Source organism: Rhodopirellula sp. P2 (assembly GCF_028768465.1).
Classification (GTDB): Bacteria; Planctomycetota; Planctomycetia; order Pirellulales; family Pirellulaceae; genus Rhodopirellula.
In genome coordinates this window covers 2803235-2825661 of record NZ_CP118225.1, presented here as the reverse complement: position 1 = coordinate 2825661, position 22427 = coordinate 2803235, and the positions used below count along the sequence as shown (strand labels likewise).

The window sequence follows — 22427 nt, the reverse complement described above, 5'->3', positions numbered from 1 at the left end:
TCAGCCGTGGTTTATTCAGGCAACGTCAATGTTGACGCGACGACCTTCGCGGTCAAAACGGACTTTGCCGTCGACCAATGCGAACAAAGTGTAGTCGTTGCCCATGCCGACACCCGCACCAGGGTGGAACTTCGTTCCAACCTGGCGAACCAAGATGTTCCCGGCGATGACGGCTTCACCGCCGAATTTCTTGACACCACGACGTTGCGCGTTGCTGTCACGACCGTTGCGGCTGCTGCCCTGACCCTTTTTGTGTGCCATCGAAGTTCTGCGTTTTGATCAGTGAGAAGTGATTGTAGATTATTTGAGAGGGCGAGAGATTAGCGGAACGTCCACGTGTAATCAAGTCGTCGTTCTAGCCCATATTGGTCGAGCATGTATTTTTGCTCTTCTGGATCCGAATAAGCAGGCACGCCAAAGCGAACCCGATCCTCGGTTTGATCCATTCCATCGCCGGGGCGATAGAAGTTCAACGTCAACGCTTTTCGGCGGTACGGTGCGTCGTCGCCTTCACCGTCCTGTTCAAATGCATTCGTCAAACCGAACACGTCGATTGAGAAGAAATCCAATCCGGGTTCCACATCCACCCACGTCGCGACGCCCCAAGTGCCGGGGGCGTTTTCATCCGACGTGCGAGGGATTTTGACGGTGCTGATGTTCACCGAATTGTGCAGTGGAGCGGTGATTTGCTCGCGAATCGCAATGCGATCCATCGCCGCCGGCAAGATCTGGTCGATGTATTTCCGGTCGCTCTCGTGATCCTTCAACACCAACATCGGGAAGAATCGCCGGGAACTGTAGCTGACCGATTCGATCCGCTGGTAAATGGGATTGTCTGGGTCGTCGACGGCAGGACGCAAATCACCGCCGCGATACCGAACGCGATACACCATGTAGTGCACCAATTTTCGCTGCAGTCGGCCGTCCGGACGGGGCACGTCCAAGTACATCTGACGCAGCGGTTTGAACGAAAATTCAAAGCAGAAAATTTCGCGACGCAAAATCACTTGCTTCGCCATTTCCTCAAGCGTTCGCGAACGAGGGTCAAAATGCGGCTCGCCATTGGGATGCTTGTCGCTCTGCCACGCGATTTCAGGGTGGCTCTCAATGATCGATTTCAGCGTCAGTGGCCCGTCAAACGTTTCCTTCGGATCCGGAGCAGGCGGGATCTCCGTCACCACCCCCGGCGCGAATTCGGTTTGAACTTGAACCGCCGGGGCCGGGTTCTGAGCGTTGGCGGTCACCGAAAAAGTGCCCGCAAAAACACACCATGCGACCGCAACCAACGGTTTTTTCGCCCCTTGCGCCAGCACGCCGGTCCAGCCCCGCCTTTGCGGCAAGCCTGCCGAAAGGTCGTCCAAAGATCGAGTTCGTGTGGCGAAAGTGAACATGAAAAGCCGTCGTTAACGCTTGGTCGTGGGAAGATCACTGGCTGAGATGACGTGTTCCGGGCCAGTTTTGCCCGGGTCGACCACGTCAGCTGGTTCTAATCTTAATTGCTGACCGGCCGAGGAAGCTGTTTCCGTGCCGTCCAAGCCGGATTTTTCTGCCGAGTCGACATCGGTTTCTTCGCCACCGGTGCCCCCAGGTCCCGACCACTGCAGCGAGGCCGCCAATTGGACGTCCGAACCATCCAACCGGGTCACGCTTTCGCCGTCCATCGTCAGGGTCGCCTGAACGCGGCGGCCAGAATCATCGCTGAAGTGCATCATGATCCACTGGATCGGAATGCCCTCGACTTCGCCCGTGGCGGTGACATGCAACACTCGCAGCCCCGAGTCGGCCAATTGCTCTTCGGATCGCATCAACTGATCGAGCTGCTTGCCCAGCGTTCGCTGCACGCTCGCCTCGAATGCTTCCAGCGTCAATTGCTTGCCTTCAGAGAGACGTGGCAATGATCTCAAGTTGCACTGGGCAATGCTCTGTTCGTTCTCGATCATTCGCAGAATGGCCTGCCCGGCACCGTCCTGCATGATCCGCCAACGACGGTCCAGAAGCGCTGAAACACCGATTTTTTCGCAGTCAATCGCCATCAGCATCCGCTCCGACGGCGGCGGAGAATCGAAATCGACCGCGACCGCTGTGCTTGGCAACGCCAGAGGCTTTTCCAAGGGTTTGCGAATCATCCGAATCGTCGCCGTGACGTCGAAGCCTGGTTCCGCCATCCCGATTTCGCGAGTCTCGTGAATCGCCACCGCGGCCCAGGTGACCGTCCGCACCGAATGCTGGAAGGTCAGCTTGCCGAGCACCCGCAACTGCGTTGGCACCCCACTGACAAATCCGTCCAGCTTGCCTTGAAACTGCAGCTTCGCGTTGCTGGCATCGTTGGAAACCAAACTGATCTCAACGTCGCTCGCCGCCACGCCACTGAGGTTGAACGCCGAAGCCAAATCGTTCGAATCGAGAGCCACTTTCTCGCCCACCGTCAACGTTTGAGTCGGCAACAGGTGGTCGAGCGCGACGCTCGCAATGGGCGTCCGCAGAAGATCCAGCTCGTCATGATTCAGGTAGTCGCTGGTCGAATAAATCGCCTCTGGCAACGTGTCCCGGCGAGCCACAATCGAGCCCAAATTGCCACGCAACTGCGAGGTTTGGTCCAAGCGGCTCAACCGACTGACACCCTCCGCCATGTGATAGTGCCGCTCCGCCGCGATGATGGGCGATTCCAGGTCAGCGTTGCGAGGCCGCAAAAATCGCTCCTCGTAATCCAATGCGATTTTCGCCGTGATCGGCAACTGCTGCTTGGTGCTCGAATCATTGGCACGGGCGAGCAACGGGTCCTTGGTCAAATTGACATTTCCCTTGACGTCCATCTCCATTCGAACGCGATACAACCCGAGATCCAAGCGAGGGCGAAGGATCACATCGCTGGCCTTCGCAGACCCCGCGGCAACGGCGATCGAACTCGCCCCCAACGTCCCCGCCATGCCGCCCATCGCTACCAAGCGAGCCAGGAACGCACGACGAGTCGCGGAAGGAGAATTCGAAGAAACACAGTTAGAAGTCGAATTCGTCATGATCAATTCAGCGGATTGGCGGCAGAGTCGAAAATCTCGCGACCGCTTCGCATGGGCGGCCTCAATCCGTTCAATCGGCTCGACCGGTTCTCCCGGTTGACCGGATCTCGCACTTCTGGCCGGCTTTCTCAATCTGAGACCGCCAAAGTTTCAAACTGATTGTAAACTTTGCACTTTTTTGACAGTGACAAGGACACTTGCTCGTAGCCTCAAAAATTTTGTGCACGAGAAAACCAAGCGTTTTGCCGGACACTTGCAAAGTCAAATCGTTTTTTCGACTTGGCACGTGCCGTTTGGCCTGAAACTTTCACTAGTGGTCCCTCGTCCTGATCTGGGCAGGGTAGCGGCGCACTTCAACCGGTCCCTCTCGTTTTGACATTGGGTCAACGAGGGAAACTTGGCGAGGGCAGGAAGACGAAAAACTCGTCTTTTTCGCTATCAACGGTGATCTCAGCGAACTCTCGGTCAGATCACACGCTCTAATCAGGACAGCCCAAGAAGTCGGCCGAAAATCAGTGCTCTGATGCTCGGTTGCCTTCAACTGGCGTGGCACGGAGTCGCGCCGGACGAGACGGCAGTGAGAAATAGGATGGTTTTTGAGCAGCCCGGTTGGGCGGCCTTGAAAACGAAGTCTCCCTGCCCGATCAAACCGATCGCCTTACGGATAAGGCGACCCCCGGGCAAATTGGATTGACGTGCTGACGACCCGCCGGGGTCGCAAGGACAACGGCACGGACAATCTGGCATTGGGAAACCAAGATCATGCATGCGTCTTACCGAAACATTGCTGTCAAAGAACTTCGCGATCAACTGTCTCGATTCAGCCCTCGAGCCAAGAAGGTCGAGCAGTCCTTGTTGGCCGAGAAATTGCTGTCGGAAATTCAGCCCGATCGCGATTACTCCATGGACTACGTCACCTTCCGGATCACCAACTACCGCCCCGAATCGTCGCTGCGGCAAACGATCGCCTCGGCCGACTTGGTGCACGACCTGCGTTTGCTGATCGAAGACCTCTCCGATTCAGCCGACATCAGTGCCGACGAAGCCGGTGAGCACGTGCACACCGTCGCCGACCTCAGTCGCAATTTCCACGTTTCCACCAAGACGATCAGCCGCTGGCGTGACGCCGGCTTGGTCAGCCGAAAGTTCCTGTTCGGCAAACGCAAACGAGTCGGATTCCTGAACAGCAGCGTCGATCGTTTCATCGCCAACAACCGCGACAAAGTCCGTCGCGGCGAACGCTTCAGCCAATTGAGCGACAACGAGAAGACCGAGATGGTCGAACGCGCTCGGCAATTGGTCGAGGGCGGAGCCACCTTTGCCGAAGTCATCCAGCAAATCGCATCGATCATGCACCGTTCCCCCGAAACGGTTCGCTACACGCTCAAGAACTTCGATGCGAAAAATCGCCAACTGGCGATCTTCCCTCACCATCGCGAAACACTCAGCGAAGAAGACAAACGCGTCATTCACCAACTGCAATTGCACGGCGCCACAATCCCGCAATTGTGCAAACGCTTCAAACGCACTCGCACCAGCATCCAGCGCATTCTGAATGAAGTTCGAATGCAGCATCTGCTCGAGATGCCTTTGGAATACATCTACAACGAAGACTTCGAAGACACCTCGCGAGAACCCGAGTACTTGGCCGAAATGCCCGTTTCGGAATCCGCTCGGAAAGTGCGGGCTCCCTCGGAATTGCCCAGCTACCTGGCGGCTCTCTACGACGTCCCCTTGTTGAATCGGGAACAAGAGGGCCACCTGTTCCGCAAAATGAACTACCTGAAGCACCGTGCGAACAAACTGCGTCAATCACTGATTGAAGCGGATCGCATGGACACTGCCGTGATGGATCAAATCCAATCGCTGTACGAAGAAGCTGTCAAAGTGAAGAACAAGATCGTGCAATCGAACTTGCGTTTGGTCGTTTCCATCGCCAAACGCCACGTCGCCTCGGCGGAAGACTTCTTCTCGTTGATCAGCGACGGCAACATGTCCTTGATCCGAGCCGTCGAGAAATTTGATTACTCACGTGGGAACAAATTCAGCACCTACGCTTCCTGGGCAATCATGAAGAACTTCGCTCGGACCATCCCGAACGAATTCAAACACCGTGATCGCTTCCGCGCCACGCCAGAAGAAATGTTCGTCGCACACCAAGACGAACGCCTGGATCCCTACCTGGAAGAAACCGTTCAGCTGCAACGTCAACGTGAGTTGGCTCGTATCTTGGACCGCTTGGATGAACGCGAACAAAAGATCATCACCGCTCGCTTTGGACTGCAACGCGGCGTCGAACCTTTGACCTTGAAAGAGGTCGGCGAAGAAATGGGCGTCACCAAGGAACGCGTGCGTCAACTCGAAGCACGGGCACTGAGCAAACTTCGCGACGCCGCTCGCGACGCCAAAATCGATGTCGAACTGGGTGCCAGCTGATCTCCATCGAGCCCCCCGTGACGGATTCATTGAGCTAGACTGGGAAGCTTCTTTCCCCGCTTCCCACCTAGCTTTGATTGCTCATGCTTCGCTCAATGATCGCAGCGTGCCTTGTTCTGGGCACGCTTCTCCTCAACGGCACCTCCTCGAAAACCTTCGCGGATGACCGTCCCAACATCATCTTCATTTTCGCAGATGATCTGTGCTTCGATTCCATCGCGGAACTTGGCAACCAAGAGGTCGAGACCCCCAACCTCGATCGCCTGGCTCGCGAAGGCACCTCGTTCAACCACGCCTACAACATGGGCTCGTGGAGCGGCGCTGTGTGCCTGGCCAGCCGCACGATGCTGAACTCAGGACGATTCGTCTGGCAGGCGCAGGAGATCTACAACCAATCTGAAAAGGAACGCCAGGAAGGTCGTTGGTGGGGCGAAATGATGAAGGCCGCCGGTTACCGCACCTACATGACCGGCAAATGGCACTGCCGAGCCAGTGCCGAGAAATCATTCGATGTCGTTCGAGACACCCGCCCGGGCATGCCCAAAGATTTCCCCGAAGGCTACAACCGGCCGATCGAGGGGCAACCCGATCCCTGGTCGCCTTCGGATCCGAAATGGGGCGGGTTCTGGGAAGGCGGAACGCACTGGAGTGAAGTCATCGCCAATCACTCCGATGACTTCTTCGCTGACGCAGCCCAGCACGACGAACCCACGTTCATGTACCTGGCCTTCAACGCCACTCATGACCCCCGCCAGGCCCCGCAGGAATACCTCGACAAATACCCCGCGGAAAACATTCTCGTTCCCGCGAACTACCAACCGCTGCATCCTTACGCGGAAGAAATTGGATGCGGCCGCTCACTGCGTGACGAGCGTCTGGCTCCCTTCCCACGCACCGAACACGCCGTTCGAGTTCACCGTCGTGAGTACTACGCGCTGCTGACGCACATGGACGCGATGATCGGGCGGATTCTGGATTCGGTCGAAGCCTCCGGTGAAGCCGACAACACATGGATCTTCTTCACCGCCGACCATGGTCTCGCCGTCGGCCAACATGGTCTTCTCGGAAAACAGAATCCCTACGATCACAGCGTCCGAGTGCCATTCCTCGTCAAAGGCCCTGGCGTCAAAGCGGGCGCACGAATGGAAGAACCAATCTACTTGCAAGACGTGATGCCAACGACGCTGGAACTGGCAAAGATTGAGAAACCCGAACATGTCGACTTCCACAGCGTGCTTCCTTTGATGGACGGAGCGGTGACACCGTACCCCGCGATCTACGGCGCCTACCTGAATCTGCAACGCAGCATCCGCACCCCCGAGCACAAACTCATCGTGTTCCCGAAAGCCAAGACAGTGCAACTGTTTGACATGCAAAACGATCCCGGCGAGCGAACCGACCTGGCCACCAACCCCGCCATGCAACCCGTCGTCAAGCACCTCTTCGAGCAACTCCAAAGCCTGCAAAAAGAGCTCGGCGACACCCTCGAACTCGCCCCCTCCCTCATCGGATCCTAAAAAGGTGTCAGGTACCTTTTTGGAAGAGTAGGTAATTTGACGCTCCCGCAGCCTCTGAACTGGAAACGGTTCGGAGGCGGTTCCACCACGGAAAACGCTGCCTCAATCGCATCACGCGACGACACCACCGACGAAGCAAATCCCCCAGTCCCCCAAAAAGGTACCTGACACCTTTTAGAGCTCCGGTTCAGCCAGTGGTGTGCGAAGATCGTCCTTGACTTGATGCGGCATCCCGGCAATCCAGTCGGGTTTGCATTCGCCGGCCGCAGTGGGTGAAACGTCAGGCTGGAACCAGGAGTTTTCGTCCGAAGCCACCAGGTTGCTTGCTTGCCTGTTCACAGAGCAAGCGAATCGTTCCGTGCTGCGTCGCATTCGCCTGAAGTGACCAGAACGCAGCTCCCTTGCTCGCCAAGTGCAGTTTCAGTGGTTCGTCCATGGCATGCAAAATCCGCGTGCAGGTCGCATTTTGGTCTTTGATCGCCAGCCATAGAAACAGATCGGAATCACCTGGTGTCATGATTTCCCAGCGGGCATCTTCAGACAACTTCCCAATCCCAATTCCGAATTGTTGAAGCTCAGTACGCTCCGCATCGGACAACTCAAAATCAGTCGCATCGCTAGAGAGCGTTTGATTGAGGAATTCACGAGTCCGGTCGTCTCTGTCCAGCACGGCAACAATCTTCGCAATGACTTCCGTTTTCCCGGTCACTAGAAATTCCGCCCAACACAGATCCATCTCACCGGGCGACTGAATCGAATCAGGCAGGTACTTCGCTTCACGAAGCTCGTTGGGGGGATCAACAATCAAGTCAATCGCTTGACGCAACGGACCGGATTCCTGGGACCGGATCTCCTGCAATCGTGCCTGAGCCTCCGGATAGATCTCCGCAATTCGCACGAACATCAACATGATCGTCGGGTTCTCATCGAACAATTGTTGCCCGACTGCATATCGCAATGCCATCCAAACCGATTCCGGATCAAAGCGGCGATAGACCCCCGATGTCACCTCGGCAAACTTCGTCGCATCGAGATTGGGTTCGGTTGAACCATCGGTAGCGGCTGACTCGTGTGACATGTTGGTTTCGGCAGAGAAGGTGCGTTCGGTTCGGTGACCGGCAGGATTGTTATCCCGAGGACGGGGCACCAAGATTACACATCCGAAGGAGCGGCGGAAGAACACTCGCCCCCGCCGGTGCGTTCATTCACGCAGCCAACATGCCTATCGAATTCCCGACGTGCCCCCAAAAGGGGACGGGGGCAATAGTGTTCGGCCCGGCGTTTGCCGGCTGGAATATTGGCGGATGGTTGGCGAGTTGAGTGTGGGTTCATTGCGAAGGAAGCGAAGCGATCCGGCTTGCCCAGGGCCGTTGCGTTTTTGTGTTTGGTACCGCGCAGCATTTACGCCGAGACCAGTCAGGCAAAATGACTTCCCGCAACGCCGATTAGCAAATTTCTTGACGCTCCTCTTTGGCACGCTTTGCCTCTTCTGCAGCAGCTTGCTTTTCGATGTGAGCTATCAGCTCCTCTTCACTGGCTAAGCCTTGAAAGTAGAAACAGATCATTTCAAACGTTCGTTTCGTGGGGCGAGATCCAGTCCACAGGTTGATCAGTAAGCAGGCAATCACCGAACAATAGACTTGGATCTGGATCCCATTGACGTTGTGGCTGATAAGGTGATCGCCGCCCATCAGTTGCTTGTAGAACCGAAAGAAGATTTCAATTGTCCATCGGTAGGAGTAGATCAGGGCAATGATTTCAGCAGGTACATTCAGCAGATTGGTGGCAATGCGAAGGATCCCATCGCTGTTGGGTGCCTTGGAACCTCTCGCCTTTCCGCCTGTGCGGTTTTGATGAGGCGTGCAGCGGATTTGGATCAACCGGATCGGATGATCAGGGGAATTTGAGCTGCTGCTCGATCCTCCAAGCTTCACAATCGTATCGTTGAGCACCCCCGCAGCACGGTCACCCTCGGTTAACTCAAGTTCTTGAGTCGTCTCGTAAACCGTGTTGTCACGTAGTCGGCAAACATAGCTACTCGATGACGCGACGATTGAATTGAAGAGCGAGAACTTGGCATAGCCACGGTCCATCACGTACAAGCGATCTTCTTCGAGCACTCGTTTGAGCACGGCCCGCTCGTCGTGTTCTCCACCGCCGTCAGGTGTCACGTCGACTCGTACGGGCAGCAGGTTATTGACCTCAAAGTGTGTGTGTAGTCGCCATCGCACCAGCGCTGAGCCCGTTGTTTGCTTCAGAATGGATGCGGCAATCAGCGACGGCAAGGCGTTAACAAGTGAGCCATCCACGGCGGTGATCGTTTGCTGAATGCTGCTCAGTCGCGGGTCCGGGGCAGCATCGTTGACTTCAGCAGACAAGGCCTCAATGATCGGCTTGAGAAGGTCTGCAGAGAACAGCCCACCGGCTTCGGATAGCGATCCCAGCGAAGCTTTCTCGTTGCCCAGTTTGTCACGTACTTTCGTCAACTCACTGGCCTGCGAGATTGCTCGCAAACTTGAGACAGTGGGGTTCAGGACATACAGCAACACGAGCATGCAATACTGATCGTAGTGCAGCGTACGGTTGCCAGCGGTATCACGCTGGCACTCATGTTCGTGAAGATGCTCGAGCAGAGGCTTGAGCATGGCGAAGTATTTGAGGCCTTCGATTTTGATCTTTGGCTTGACGAGAGATTCCTGTGTTCGCTCGCCCTGGTCATCAGGAAGCTTTCGTCTTTTGAGTCGCTTGGTTTTGGTTGGCATGGCGAACCAACGATTGCCCGCTCAACGCAGGAGTAAAGCAACATCGACGCATGAGCCAATCCGGTTTCACGCATCTCGACTCTGGCGGATGCAAACCATTGAAAGTTTCACATCATCGCAACTGCCCGTCAGTTCCCTTGAAGCACGAACGAGACACTCTCGCCCAGCGAGCGAAGGCAAGCCAAATTGTCGTTGCTAGCAATTCAGCATCGACCGGCAAACGTCGGGCCGAACACTATTGGGACGGGGGTCAAATCGGTGGGGGCTATGTCTTGGACATCTCACATGAGCGGAGTGTCGACCAGAGGTCAGCTCGTCAGCGAGTGCGATCGCCCACGACTGGCGGACACGTTTTCTCGTCTTGGATCGCTCAATCAAGGTTTGTTGGGTGGCACCATCCGGCGTTCCTCATCGGATCGTAAAAAGGTGTCAGGTACCTTTTTGGAAAAGCAGGTAATTTGACGCTCCCGCAGCCTCCGAACGGGAAACGGTTCGGAGGCGGTTCCACCAAGGAAAACGCTGCCTCAATCGCATCACGCGACGACACCACCGACGAAGCAAATCCCCCAGTCCCCCAAAAAGGTACCTGACACCTTTTAGGTCGGTCGCCACCACCGAGGCCAACTCCAAGCTGCAGCTTTGGATGATGGCGTGTCGAAAAAGCCGAGGATGCCTCTTACACCTTACGCCGCTTACGCCGATGGATACGGGGCATTTGCCGGAGCGGTGCCGAAGCGGCTTGATCCGGCCTACTCGTTGGTGGGTTGTGAAAACGTGGACCGGCAAGGGAAAGGCGGACGCACATTCTGCGAGTTCTTGATCCACATCGCCCGCGATTGGCGTCGCCATTTCAGCCATCGGCTGGCGTGTTCTTGGCTGGCCAGAGGGCCAGCAGGTTGGCGAGGATCAGGATCGTACCGCCGAGTATCAACTCGAAGGTCAACGTTTCGTTGGCGTACTGAACGGCACACCAAACGCTGAGCACCCCTGGGATGAACATGGCCCAGGTGGACGCCATCAGTGGTTCCAGGGTGTAGAGCACGGATGCTTGCGTCGGTGACACGCTGGGTTGATATCGATTCATCAGCGAGAATGCCACCAAAGACGGGAAGATCGAAAGCAACACGATCAGCCCATAGAAGCGGGGTTGGGTTGTCAACGCGTACCAACCAGAGTTGCCTGCATCGCCGGCCGAAACCTCAGGGATGCTGGGTTGAATCAGGACAAAGAACAGCAACGCCAACACGGCGGTGGCCCCGAACATGGAGGGGGTGAACGCAAGCGAATCCAGCCGCTTTCCAAACCAATCGACGGCGACAATTTGGCCGCTGAAGAACAACACGGCGAGCAGCGTCAACGTGTCACCGGTTTTCCATTGCCCCAGCCCCTCGGGTGCGAAACGCAGGCCGCCGTCGGCCCACTGGAGCAACCCGGTCAGAATCGCCACGCCGAACAGGGACACGCCCCCGGCAAGCAGCACGACGGGTCGTGGCCGTTGTCGTTCAAAGAGTGTCGCAAGAATGGGCGTCCACACCACCGCGAGGCTGGTCAAGAACCCGCTTCGCGACGCGGGGATGGTTGACAGCCCGGACACCTGCAAGACCATCCCAACAACGAACAAGCACCCGATCGCGATTCCGGCGAGGAAGTGCGGCCACCGAACGCGTTTCAAAACGCCGTGGCAACAAACAGCGAACATCACGAATGCCAACGCGAATCGCAATCCGATCATCCAGGCGGATGCAGCGGCCCGGAAAGCCCCCGAGGCTGTGTGCTCATCCACGCCAAAGTGTTCGTCAGCGAGCAGATTCAGCGTCTTCATGAAGGGGAACGAGGATCCCCACAAAACGTTGACAACGACCAACGCCAGAACAGCACGACGATGCGAGACCAATTGGGCTGATTCTGACAAGGGACGCTGACATCAGGCAAGAAGTTCGGGGATGGGATCGTCGTCGCCCCCGATCTTAAAGGGACGTCCGTTGGGCGCGAAGAACTCCTCGTCCAACGGCAACCCAGCCGCCGCAGCAATGGTCTTGTTGAACGACGACACACTGACCGGATACTCATCGACATAGCTGCCGTGTTTATCCGATGCTCCCAACACCTGCCCGCCCTTGATTCCGGCACCAGCCAACAAACTGCAGAACACTCCGGGGTGGTGATCTCGGCCCGCATTTGCATTGATCTGAGGCTTGCGACCAAACTCGGTGGTCAGCACGACCAACGTTTCGTCGAGCAAGCCTTTTGAGTGCAAGTCACGAAGCAACACGCCCATCCCATCGTCGACCTGAGTCGCTTTTTCGCCCAGGCGGGCATAGAGATCCTGGTGCATGTCCCAGCCACCAAAGTTGACTTCGACGAACCGGGCCCCGGACTCCACCAATCGCCGGGCCAGCAAGCAACCTTGGCCAAACGAGTTGCGACCATAAGCGTCGCGAAGTTTGGAGTCTTCTTCGTTCAAGTCGAACACCTTCAAGTGCTCGCTCCCCATCAACTTCCGAGTTTCTAAATACAGCTGGTTGTAGGCTTCGACATCGTTGTTCTTCCGCTGCGACTGAAACGACTTGTCAAATCGATTGGCGAGCGCCAATCGTCGATAAAACAGTTTTTCATCCAAGTACTTTGGCAACTTGATGTTTTGCAAACCCGAATTGGCATTGGCAATCGGAACGGGAGACAAAGCCGGCGGCAAGAACCCTGCACCGGGGTGCCGGTTGCCGCTGCCAATCAAAAAGTTCCCTGGCAACTCTTTGTTCGCTCGGCCCTGCCGGTCCACCATCCAGGCCCCCATGCCGGGATGCTGGATGGAATTGATTTGTTTGTAGGCGGTCCTCATCAAGTACCGCCCCTGTTCGTGGGCCCCAGTTTCGGTGGACAGCGATCGAACGGTCGCGATAGCTCCGGCCAGGTACGAAAGTTTTGGAAAACGATCACCGAACTGGATGCCGGGAACTCGGGTGGCAATCGGTTTGGTTTCGCCAGCTTCTTCGACGCCAACCTTGGGATCAAAGGTGTCCAAATGCGACATCGCACCATCCATGAACAAATAGATGATGTGCTTGGCTTTCTTGGCAGAGGCCGAGGTCGCATGTGCTCGGCTTTGAGGCGACAACTCATCCCACCAAGGTCCACCTAGCAGGCCACCTGCGAATGACACACCGAGGGTTTGCTTTGCCAATCGGCTGATGAATCGTCGTCGATCTTCCAGGGTGAATTCAATTCCGGCCATGATTCGGTCTCGTGGGGGTGAATCGCAACGCGGGCGATGAGCGAGAGGAGGAGGGAGGATGCAGTGTCAAGCAACGATGCATCCAGCAAGGACGCTGCCGGTCACTGGATGAACAAGAACTCTCGTGTGTTGAGCAGTGCCCAAATGATGTTGCCGTAGCCGACACCGGTTTGGTTCTGACTGGACAATTCGCGAGAAGCGAGAATGCGATCCTCTGTCGATGGTTTGCGAGTCAACACACTCAGAAAAATCGCATCGATTCGTTTCTTGACGTTGCTCACTTCGAGGACATTGTCGACCAGAGCCGATCCGGGTTCCAACATCACATGCGTGATCGGGCCATTGAACATGGCCAGGATCTGAGGCACGGTGGCGTCGTCCTGGGAACCATTGATGACCTCGCGATCGCCTTGTCCAAATTGGCGTAAGAAGTGATCCGCAGGCAGTGGCGATGGCAATTCGCTGGCCCGACACAACACGTTGCGTTGGTAGGCGTGCTGGTTGAGATTGCGTTTGTAGACGCTGGCGAAATAGGTTTCCTTGAACTTCGCGGAACGTCTTTGGACCTCCGCAAAATCCACCTTGGAAAAATCCAAGTCCATCACAGGCTTCATTTCGGCAGCGGTTGGACGTTGAAACGGCCAGGGGTTGTTCACGGCCAATGTCAGAATCGAGTCCCAGACTTGTTCCGCCGTCATTCGTCGAACAGTGGGTCCGGGGAAGTAGTACAGTTCGCCATCGGTGATGTCAAAATCGACCGCTTGTCGTTGATAGGTTTGGCTGTACAGAACAATGCGGGTCAGTTCTTTCAGATCAAATCCGCGCCGAATCAATTCCTTGCAGAGGTGATCCATCGCGGCTTCATTGACACAAGGATTCTCGTCCCGAAAGTCGTCCACGGGATCGACAAACCCGACGCCCATCAAACGTTTCCAAAGTCGGTTCACGATCGTCTGACTGAATCGCGGATTTTCGGGACTAGTCACCCAGGCGGCGAATTGCTCACGCGGGGTTGCCTTGGCCGCAGACGTTGGGACCTCGCCCCAGAGCACTTTGGGCTCCACAAAGTCCTTCGGCTTGGCATTTCGATAGGCGTAGTCATGCGGCAATCGCAGACGTCGCGGTCGCTCACTGACAATGTAGGTGTTGGCTCGTGCGATGCGTTGAAATTCGCCGGGAACACGGCCCTTCTCATAACGCTTCCTTCCCTCGTTGATGAGTTCGTTTGCCGGATTGGTTTTCTCGAACCCGGGATCGCCTTTTCGCATCCGGGTGCTGGTCCCCGCCGTGAACGCAGCCAGCTGGTAGAACTGATACTGCGACCATTCATCAAACGGATGGTCGTGGCACTGAGCGCAGCCGATTTGCGTTCCCAAGAAAACTCGCACGGTGTTGTCGATGTAGGGCAGCGGCATCCCATCATCACGAAGCTGAAAGCCGGTCGCCGGGTTGTCCCAGACTTTGCCGTCCGCCGTCAGCATCTCGTAAACCCACTGGTCGTAGGGTTTGTTCTCGGCGATGGATTCCTTGACGTATCCGTTGTAGGGATCGGCAACCAAGTTGGGCTGAGGGCGATCGACCAATCGCAGCGTGTCCGCCCACCAGTTGTACGTGTGACTGACGTAATCAGGGCTGGAGAGCAACTGGTCAATCAGCTCTTCCCGTCGATCGCTGGATTTGGATTCCAAAAACCGATTGGCTTCGTCCAGAGTGGGAATGCGTCCAGCGACGTCCAAGTAGATGCGTCGCAAAAAGACTTCGTCGCTGGCCAATTCTTGTGGCGTGATGCCCTCGGCCAGCAGTTCACGCTCGATGAATGTATCCAGCTCGTTGGCCGCGTAGCGGATTTCCTGGCGACTGGACTCGCGGACTGGCGCGACCTTCATGTCCACCGGCTTCTTCGTGCGGACGCTCTCCGGCAGGCGGATCTTCGTTTTCGGGTTGGGTTTCTTGATGTTTCGCTGATTGGACCGCTGGGCAAATGCGTCAGGAACAAACAAGCAGATGATCAATACGACCATCCCAATCAAACGCGCCGAGCCGCCTCGTTGACACATCACGTCCACTCCGAAAAAACCAGAACTCAGAAAAGATGGCATCGTGCTCCGTCCCGCTCTATCATAGTCCATCGACCTGCGAGCAACTGGCAAATCGAACGCTCAGTTCGCTCACCTGCCTCCGTCCTTCCCCCCCATCCCACCTTCGCGACGAGTTGTCGCCAATCCAATCAGGTCACCAATCCGATCAGACCGTCAATCCAGGCCGAAAGGGTGCCCACACCTAGGCTTGGGCAACGCTTCCGATCACGATTGCAACTTTTCAAACAAACGCTTCCCCACAGACAATGAACTCACACGGACCCACCTTGATGAATCCTTCGCGTCTTCACCGATTCCTTCGCCAGCTTGCGCAGCACGTCTGCGTCGTCATCGCCGCATTCTCAGTCACTCACGCGTGTTCGGCGGCGCCGCCAGCAACCGCCGAGGCAACCGCGACCTGGGAAGCCAAGGCCGTGGACTCCAATGATACGGACTCGGAACAACAGGATGTTGTCATAACCCAGGGTGGTAATTTGATCACTCGTTATCACGCCAGCTTGCTGGGAACGCCGGGACTGTACCCCGTGAATTCCCCCTCGGGATTGGCGCTGACGCGTGACTACCCGATGAAGGAAAAAGGCAAGTACGAAAAAGACGACCACCACCACCACCGCTCACTGTGGTTCAACCATGGTGTCGTCAACGGATTGGATTTCTGGATCGACAAACCCGGCCCTCTGACGGGTTCCATCGTGCAAACCGCGATGTCCAAATCGCAAAACGACGACGGGATCACGCTGACCACGAACAATGACTGGAATGACAAAGACGGCAAACGAGTCCTGAGCGATCAACGACGTTGGACGTTCACGGAGTCACAAGGCGACACGGTGATCGATTTCGACGTTCGTCTGATGGCCACCGACGGTGACGTTGTCTTTGGCGACACCAAAGAAGGCACGCTCGGCGTTCGCGTGGCGGGATCGATGAAGGTCGACGCCAAACTCGGAGGGACAGGGCAAAACGCAGAAGGCTTGAAAGACGGCGCAGCGTGGGGCAAAGCCTCCGCGTGGGTCGACTACAGCGGCCCGATTCAACAAGCTGATTCGGACGAACCATCGGATTGGCCCACCGCAGGGATCACGATGTATTACCACCCCGGCAACTCGCTTCCGGAGTGCTACTGGCACGTTCGCACGTACGGTTTGTTCGCGGCCAACCCATTCGGTCGCCATCACTTTGGTCAACCCGAATACGAAGGCGTCAAGATTGCCGAGGGAGAACACCTGGACCTTCACTTCCGAATTGTGTTGCACGATGGCGGCTTTGATCGCGAAAAATCGGAACAACATTTTGCCGACTACTCCCAAACCAAACCCTCGTTTTGAATTCTCCGAAAACCTCCCCCGGTGAAACATCACCGGGATCTTCCAACGCGGCGTTTCATCCCAATGGATTCCGATTGGATGGGCGCCGCGTCGTTGTCACGGGCGGCACACAAGGTGTCGGCGGTGCGATCGCGCGAGGCCTGACCAGTGTGGGCGCGGACGTGGTCCTGATTGGACTCAAGCATGATGCCGCTGCCGAAGAAACCTTGGTCGCCTGCCGTGCAAACGGTCCCCGTGCGGAGTTGATCCTGTGCGATCTTTCGGCCCCCGCAGAATCATGGGTCGATGGGTTGCTGCAACAAATCGATGAGGTGCTGTCTGGTGTGGACACGCTCGTCAATAACGCCGGCACCTTCATCGACACACCCTTTCTCGAGATGACCGCGGAACGCTATCAAACCACGATGAATTTGAACGTCGGGGCAGGGTACTTCCTGACGCAAGCCTTCGCGAAACGTTGGGTTGCCAAGCAAGTTGCCGGACGGGTTCTGTTCACAGGGTCGATCAATGGATTCTTGGCCGAACCCGATCACACCGCCTATGACACATCCAAAGGCGCCGTCGCGGCGATGGTGCGTTCCCTTTGCGTGTCGCTAGCCCCGCATCGAATTCGCGTCAACTCGATGGCCCCAGGGTTGGTTCGCACACAGCTCACCGATGTGGTCAATCACGACGCATCCATCGAATCATGGATGCAGCTTCACACGCCCAACGGGCAGATCCCCTCCGCGGACGCCTGCGTGGGAGCCGCCATCTTTCTGCTCAGCGATGTGGCCGAACATGTTCACGGACAAACGCTGCTGGTCGATGGCGGCATGAGTGCGTGGCAACAACCGGACCTTCCCGCGGATCACTGATCCGCGATCCCTTCCTTCCTTCCTCCCTCCTTCCCACCGAAGTCACGCATCATGTCTCACCACCGACACAATTTTTGCCGCGTGCTGATCGCGGCTCTACTCCTCTGCGGCTCCGCGGGGGTTGTGCATCCCAGCCTGGTTCGCGGCGATGTCAAACTGCCGGGCTTCTTCACCGACCACATGGTCCTGCAACAAGAGAAACCGATCCGAGTTTGGGGTTGGGCCGAACCAACAGAAAAGGTCCAAGTCACCATCGGTGACGATCAGGCCAGCACACAAGCGGATCAGGACGGACGCTGGCTGATCGAACTTCCCAGCCGCTCCGCGAGCGCTGATCCCGTTGAAATCAAAGTGACGGCCAACAATGAAATTCAACTCCAAGACATTTTGATCGGCGAAGTCTGGTTGTGCTCGGGCCAATCCAACATGGAATGGCGAGTTCAATCCAGTGTCAACGCGGCCGAGGAAATCGCTGCGGCGAACTTCCCGCAAATCCGGCACATGAAAGTGCCTCGCGTGCCCTCGCCAGTCGCTCAGGATGACGTGCCGGCGCCCTGGCAGGTCTGCTCGCCAGAGACCGTCGGACAATTCACTGCCGCCGGGTACTTCATGGCTCGACGGTTGCATCAAGAACTGAACGTCCCCATCGGATTGGTCAATTCGTCGTGGGGCGGTACTCGCATCGAACCTTGGACCCCACCGGTCGGGTTCGAAGGGATTGAAGAACTGAAAGAGCTCTCTGATTCAGTCACTCAGCGAACGCCTGGAACCGACACCTTTGAAGCAGTTCTGCAGAACCACCTGAAATCGACCAAAGCATGGGTCGTGAAGGCTGAGCAAGCATTGGCCAACGATTCGTTCATCGAACCCGCGCCCGAATACCCAAGCTCACTGACGCCGTTCACAACTCGCAGCCAGCCCACCACGCTCTACAACGGCATGATCCACCCGCTGATTCAAATGCCCATCCGAGGTGCCATCTGGTACCAAGGTGAAGCCAATCGCAGCGATGGGATGCTGTACAAGGCGAAAATGCAAGCGTTGATCGAAGGCTGGAGAACGAAGTGGAACCAGGGACCGTTCCCGTTCTACTTCGTGCAAATCGCACCTTACCAATATGGCGACGAAGCGGGCCCGGTTCTGGCCAAGTTCTGGGAAGCTCAAACAGCGTCCCAAGCCATTCCGAACACTGCGATGGTGGTCACCAATGACATCGCCACCCTGAACAACATTCACCCACCCAACAAGCAAGACGTGGGCAAACGCTTGGCGGACCTGGCGCTGCGTCATGACTATGGAAAAACGGACTTGGTCGCGCACAGTCCCGAACTGGAATCCATGCAACCAGAGGGCAGCCAGCTTCGATTGCGTTTCAAGAACGTCGGAGGTGATTTGAAAACCAGCGACGGCAAGTCACCGGACTGGTTCGAAATCATCGGCCCAAAATCGGGCGGATTCCAAACAGCAACGGCCAAGATCGAAGGGAGCGAGATTGTTCTGTCATCCCCCAAAGTCCAGCATCCCGTCGCCGTCCGATTCGCTTGGGACAAACTCGCTGAACCCAACCTGCGTGGCGCAACCGGTTTGCCCGTGTCCGCGTTTCGAGCCGGCAAAGTCCCCTCGTTCGTGCAAACAATCCCCGGTGCAGACGACTACGAATTGGTTTACGAACTGGACCTGAACAAGTTGGGCGATTCGATCCAGTATGACATCGACCGCCACGCTGACATTTCCAAGTTCGATCGCGTCGCCTACTTGGTCTCGCTGGAGGACGCCAGCGGCAACATCAAATCGGTCTTCGTCAGCATGGACGCCTTCACCGACGACATCGAAAAACTGGGCATCCCGACCGCGGATTCCAAGGCCAATTTCCAGCAAGCGGTCGAATCCATGAATGTCCATTGCAGCGATGCCAGCGTGTCCCCCGCAACGGGTATCTCCACCGGACGAATCGAGTTTTGGCCCAACAACTACAGCCCCAGCAATGACGCAAAAGTCCCCGGGGCATCCGGCACAGCCTTCGACTTTGGTGACCAACCTGGGCCGCCCGCGAACGGTTATGGTTGCATGCAAGTCCACAATGTCGGTGCCCGCGAAACCGTCTTTGCGATCAACAATTGGAAGCGCGGACGGGATGCCGATCTCGGAATTGGCAATCACTCGGGTGAGCACACCGATTGGACCTTCACCAGCAACGCGGCTCAGTACGACAACAAGAAGTTGCAGGTCTTGGTTCGTCCCGTGAAGTGACCGCCGAGGTGGCCACTGGACTCTGCCCGATGGATGGTTGCGAACCATTCAACGGGTGCGACAGGTGACAAACGCGGCCGGGCCAATCAGTGGTTGGCTTGGCCTTTGATGGTTCGCTGAGCGACTTCCCAAGCCTCGTTGAGATGTTCCGCGTAAGCCTCGGAGGACAACAGGTTTTCTTCCAAGGCGTTGCCGCGAATTTCGATCAGCCAACCATCGACGTAAGGCGATGCGTTGATGATCGAAGGCTCATCCAAAGCGTTGTCGTTGATCGCCATCAGTTCACCAGCGATCGGAGAGAACAGATCGCTTTCCGCTTTCTTGCTTTCAATCGCCCCGATCGTTTTGCGCGCCGACAAAGGCGTTCCCGGCTCCACGATCCAATCCAGAAAGTAGACGTCTTGCAGCAGACGCACCGCGTAAGCTGACAAACCGAACCGCCACACGCATTGCTCGCTGCCAGTGGCAGCGGACTGGTCCGGCGAAGGCGTCGCCCACATGTGATTTTTCGCAAAGCGATAGCTCTTGGGGAACGAGGCCTCATGCTCGCCCATTGCGAATTGGAACTGTTCTCCGAGAGTCGAATCTGAGTCATTCATGTTGATCAAGCTCGCTGGATCACTGGGCTGCCGCGATGTCTTTTTCGCCATGCACAAAGCCTTGCGGGAAGACACGCTCGAACTTGCTGGTTGCAACGCGTTTCCACAATCCGGTTCGGCCCACAACCTTGCCCACTCGCGTCACGGACACGCCCCAATCCGTCGATTCAACAATCGACGCCTCTTCGGGCGAGACGCAGAAGATCAACTCAAAGTCCTCTCCATCGCTCCAGGCATGCTCCAGCGGCGTGCGACCACTCGTTTCAGACAACTGGTGGGCCGCGTCTGAGATCGGCAGCGATTCCAATTCCAACTCCGCCCCCATTCGGCTGGCCGCCAGCATCCGGTCGAGATCCAAGCTGAAGCCGTCGCTGACATCGATCGCGGCATGCACGCTGACTTTCTCTTTCAGCTTCGCCGCCAATTCGACTCGGGGTTCGGGGCGTAGGTGCCGCCCCAGCAAACTGCCGCCCAGGGATCCGGTGACGAACAGGGCGTCCCCCTCCTCAGCTCCCGTTCGCAGCCACGGTTTTTCGACCCATCCCAGGACCGTGATGCTGATCGAAAGCGGCCCGTCATACGTGGACAGATCGCCGCCCGCGATCGCGACTTGGTACTTCTGCGCCGCCTCAAGGATGCCCTCGTAGACTTCACCTGCGATCTCCGTCGCGTTTTCGGAAGGCAGTGCCAGCGTCACCAAAGCCGAAGCAGGAGTCGCCCCCATCGCCGCGATGTCACTGAGATTGATCGCCATCGCTTTGAAGCCGATGTCGGCCAGCGACTGTTCCCCCGAACGAAAATCCACGCCATCGAGGATCTGGTCGGTGCAGGCAACCTGACGAACGGAAGGTTGGTCGGACGAGGATGCTCCCGGCCAGTCAATCACCGCCGCATCGTCGCCAATTCCGACGGCGACCTGAGGCAATTGACGAGTTCGACCGCGAAGGTAGGCGAGGAAAGACTGTTCCATTCTGAAGTTCAGCTTCTATGTCAGGGAGTGTTTCGTGGGCAGCGTGCGAGCGTCATCGACAATCATTGTCCCTCATCCCAGCATCTCGCAGCTTACTCCGCAAGCAGTTGCTCGATTTACTCCGCAAGCAGTTGCTCGATGGTCTGACGCATTTGCTGTTCGCCGGGGGTGCCTTGCCAATTCATTTCGCCCTGCCACCATCGACGAATGAACCCCTTCTTGTCAATCAAGTAGGTCGTCGGCCACATGGTATTTCCCCACGCATTCCAATTGCCAGATTCTTCGTCGAACAAAACCGGGTATTCAAACCCGTCCTTTTCCACGGCAGCCAAGACCCGTTCCCGACTTCGCTCGGCAGACGTTTCCGGCCTTTGGATCCCGATCACCACCAATCCCTGGTCAGCCAGGTCGTCATGCCAGGCCTGGTAATGCGGGAAGTTTCGCTGGCAGTTGATGCACTGAAACGCGTAGAAATAAACCACCACCACTTTGCCACGCAGATCTTCCATCGTGGTGGGTTCGCCCTGGATCCACTCCGCACCGTCGAGCACAAACTCGGGGGCTCGCGGGTAGGTTCGCATCACCTTTGAAAAGTCGAACGTTGCGCCCAGCAACGATCCGATTTTGGCTTGTTGATCCCGAGACAACTGGCCGACCAAACTCTGCCGCTCTCGAGCCTGAATTGCGGCGACATCACGGGCCGCTTCGTCGGCTTCCAATTCTTTGTCTGCGACCTGCTGCTGCAACTTGGCGACTTCCTCGTCCGTCGCGGCAAACGTTTCTTTTAACTTTTCAACTTGGCTGTCGCTCAATCCCAACGCGGCGATCGCCTCGGAGTGCAGCACAAATCGAGTTCCAGCGGCCTGCTTTTCCAGTTGCTCCAAGCGATTCATTTGGTCGCCGGACAGGATGCCGGACAGTCGGCTTTTCAGCGTCGACGTCAACGCTCGAATTTCAGCGGATTGCTGCTCGAGCGGAGTGATCCGATTGACCCACCATCGAGGATCAACCTCCGCAATGGCGCCGTACACTTGGTCAATTTGATCGGTGGAAAGCTGCAATTCAGTGTGCACCGAATCGTCACGAATCATCTGCAGCACGAACGGCTGAGCCGGGGAGGCGGACGGCTCTTCCGCCACCGCTGGATCCATGCCGAATGACGCTGCAGCAATCCCCAGCACCCCAGCGAACCAGTACATGAAAACTCGAATCGGCATCGGGAATCTCGCTAGAACAGACGGAATCGCTTGAGAAGAGGCGGTTTCAGTTGAAGAATTGCCAATCGCGCTGTCGACCACTGACCCAACGCGAAATGATTGTATCCTCTCAGTCTCCGCCAGCGTTCAGCCAAGCCAGCTGA

Annotated in this window: 16 protein-coding genes; 5 read left to right on the top strand and 11 right to left on the bottom strand. The window is 56.7% G+C overall.

The features are described from left to right. Positions 1-15: 15 nt before the first annotated feature. The 3 genes from rpmA to PSR62_RS10005 are packed head-to-tail and all read right to left on the bottom strand — an operon-like array spanning position 16 to position 3017. Positions 16-261 (bottom strand): 50S ribosomal protein L27, encoded by a 246-nt coding sequence (gene rpmA / locus PSR62_RS10015; protein ID WP_007327901.1) that lies wholly within the window; start codon positions 259-261, stop codon positions 16-18. A gap of 59 nt (positions 262-320) precedes the next feature. Next, entirely contained in the window at positions 321-1391 is a 1071-nt protein-coding gene (locus PSR62_RS10010) for a hypothetical protein (RefSeq protein ID WP_274407625.1), read from the bottom strand. A 12-nt stretch (positions 1392-1403) separates the two neighbouring features. After that, the gene (locus tag PSR62_RS10005; protein ID WP_274407624.1) at positions 1404-3017 is read right to left on the bottom strand and encodes a hypothetical protein; all 1614 of its coding nucleotides are present in this window, start codon (positions 3015-3017) and stop codon (positions 1404-1406) included. A 762-nt stretch (positions 3018-3779) separates the two neighbouring features. Between PSR62_RS10005 and PSR62_RS10000 the strand changes: the two genes are divergently transcribed. Together PSR62_RS10000 and PSR62_RS09995 are read left to right on the top strand one after the other, a co-directional pair. Next, positions 3780-5453, top strand: a complete 1674-nt coding sequence (locus tag PSR62_RS10000; protein ID WP_274407623.1) for a sigma-70 family RNA polymerase sigma factor — start codon at positions 3780-3782, stop codon at positions 5451-5453. 83 nt (positions 5454-5536) lie between these two features. After that, entirely contained in the window at positions 5537-6970 is a 1434-nt protein-coding gene (locus PSR62_RS09995) for a sulfatase-like hydrolase/transferase (protein ID WP_274407622.1), read from the top strand. A 280-nt stretch (positions 6971-7250) separates the two neighbouring features. On the opposite strand, the gene PSR62_RS09990 is transcribed toward PSR62_RS09995, so the two are convergent. The 5 genes from PSR62_RS09990 to PSR62_RS09970 form a co-directional block, all read right to left on the bottom strand. After that, the gene (locus PSR62_RS09990; protein ID WP_274407621.1) at positions 7251-8048 is read right to left on the bottom strand and encodes a hypothetical protein; all 798 of its coding nucleotides are present in this window, start codon (positions 8046-8048) and stop codon (positions 7251-7253) included. A gap of 367 nt (positions 8049-8415) precedes the next feature. Continuing rightward, the gene (locus PSR62_RS09985) at positions 8416-9732 is read right to left on the bottom strand and encodes an IS4 family transposase (RefSeq protein ID WP_274403829.1); all 1317 of its coding nucleotides are present in this window, start codon (positions 9730-9732) and stop codon (positions 8416-8418) included. Positions 9733-10582: 850 nt separating this feature from the next. After that, complete coding sequence (locus tag PSR62_RS09980) at positions 10583-11644, bottom strand: DMT family transporter (protein WP_274407620.1); 1062 nt, start codon at positions 11642-11644, stop codon at positions 10583-10585. A 12-nt stretch (positions 11645-11656) separates the two neighbouring features. Next, on the bottom strand, positions 11657-12964 hold the full coding sequence (locus tag PSR62_RS09975; protein WP_274407619.1) for a DUF1501 domain-containing protein: 1308 nt from the start codon (positions 12962-12964) through the stop codon (positions 11657-11659). Positions 12965-13065: 101 nt separating this feature from the next. Continuing rightward, the gene (locus PSR62_RS09970; RefSeq protein ID WP_274407618.1) at positions 13066-15063 is read right to left on the bottom strand and encodes a DUF1549 and DUF1553 domain-containing protein; all 1998 of its coding nucleotides are present in this window, start codon (positions 15061-15063) and stop codon (positions 13066-13068) included. 269 nt (positions 15064-15332) lie between these two features. On the opposite strand from PSR62_RS09970, the gene PSR62_RS09965 reads away from it, so the two are divergent. Genes PSR62_RS09965 through PSR62_RS09955 form a run of 3 tightly spaced genes read left to right on the top strand, consistent with a single transcriptional unit; the run spans position 15333 to position 19498 of the window. After that, complete coding sequence (locus PSR62_RS09965; protein ID WP_274407617.1) at positions 15333-16391, top strand: PmoA family protein; 1059 nt, start codon at positions 15333-15335, stop codon at positions 16389-16391. Then, positions 16388-17248 (top strand): SDR family NAD(P)-dependent oxidoreductase, encoded by an 861-nt coding sequence (locus PSR62_RS09960; RefSeq protein ID WP_274407616.1) that lies wholly within the window; start codon positions 16388-16390, stop codon positions 17246-17248. The genes PSR62_RS09965 and PSR62_RS09960 overlap by 4 nt, the downstream gene beginning before the upstream one ends. A gap of 51 nt (positions 17249-17299) precedes the next feature. Next, positions 17300-19498 carry a sialate O-acetylesterase gene (locus tag PSR62_RS09955; RefSeq protein WP_274407615.1) on the top strand — a complete coding sequence of 733 codons (2199 nt, stop codon included), beginning with the start codon at positions 17300-17302 and terminating at the stop codon, positions 19496-19498. 86 nt (positions 19499-19584) lie between these two features. Here PSR62_RS09955 and PSR62_RS09950 read toward each other — a convergent pair whose 3' ends face one another. From PSR62_RS09950 to PSR62_RS09940, 3 genes are all read right to left on the bottom strand, one after another. Then, complete coding sequence (locus tag PSR62_RS09950; RefSeq protein WP_274407614.1) at positions 19585-20097, bottom strand: glycine cleavage system protein H; 513 nt, start codon at positions 20095-20097, stop codon at positions 19585-19587. 19 nt (positions 20098-20116) lie between these two features. After that, positions 20117-21067: a thiamine-phosphate kinase gene (locus PSR62_RS09945; RefSeq protein WP_274407613.1), complete on the bottom strand. Its 951-nt coding sequence runs from the start codon at positions 21065-21067 to the stop codon at positions 20117-20119. Between the two features lie 116 nt (positions 21068-21183). Further along, positions 21184-22284 carry a redoxin domain-containing protein gene (locus tag PSR62_RS09940; RefSeq protein ID WP_274407612.1) on the bottom strand — a complete coding sequence of 367 codons (1101 nt, stop codon included), beginning with the start codon at positions 22282-22284 and terminating at the stop codon, positions 21184-21186. Between the last annotated feature and the right edge of the window lie 143 nt (positions 22285-22427).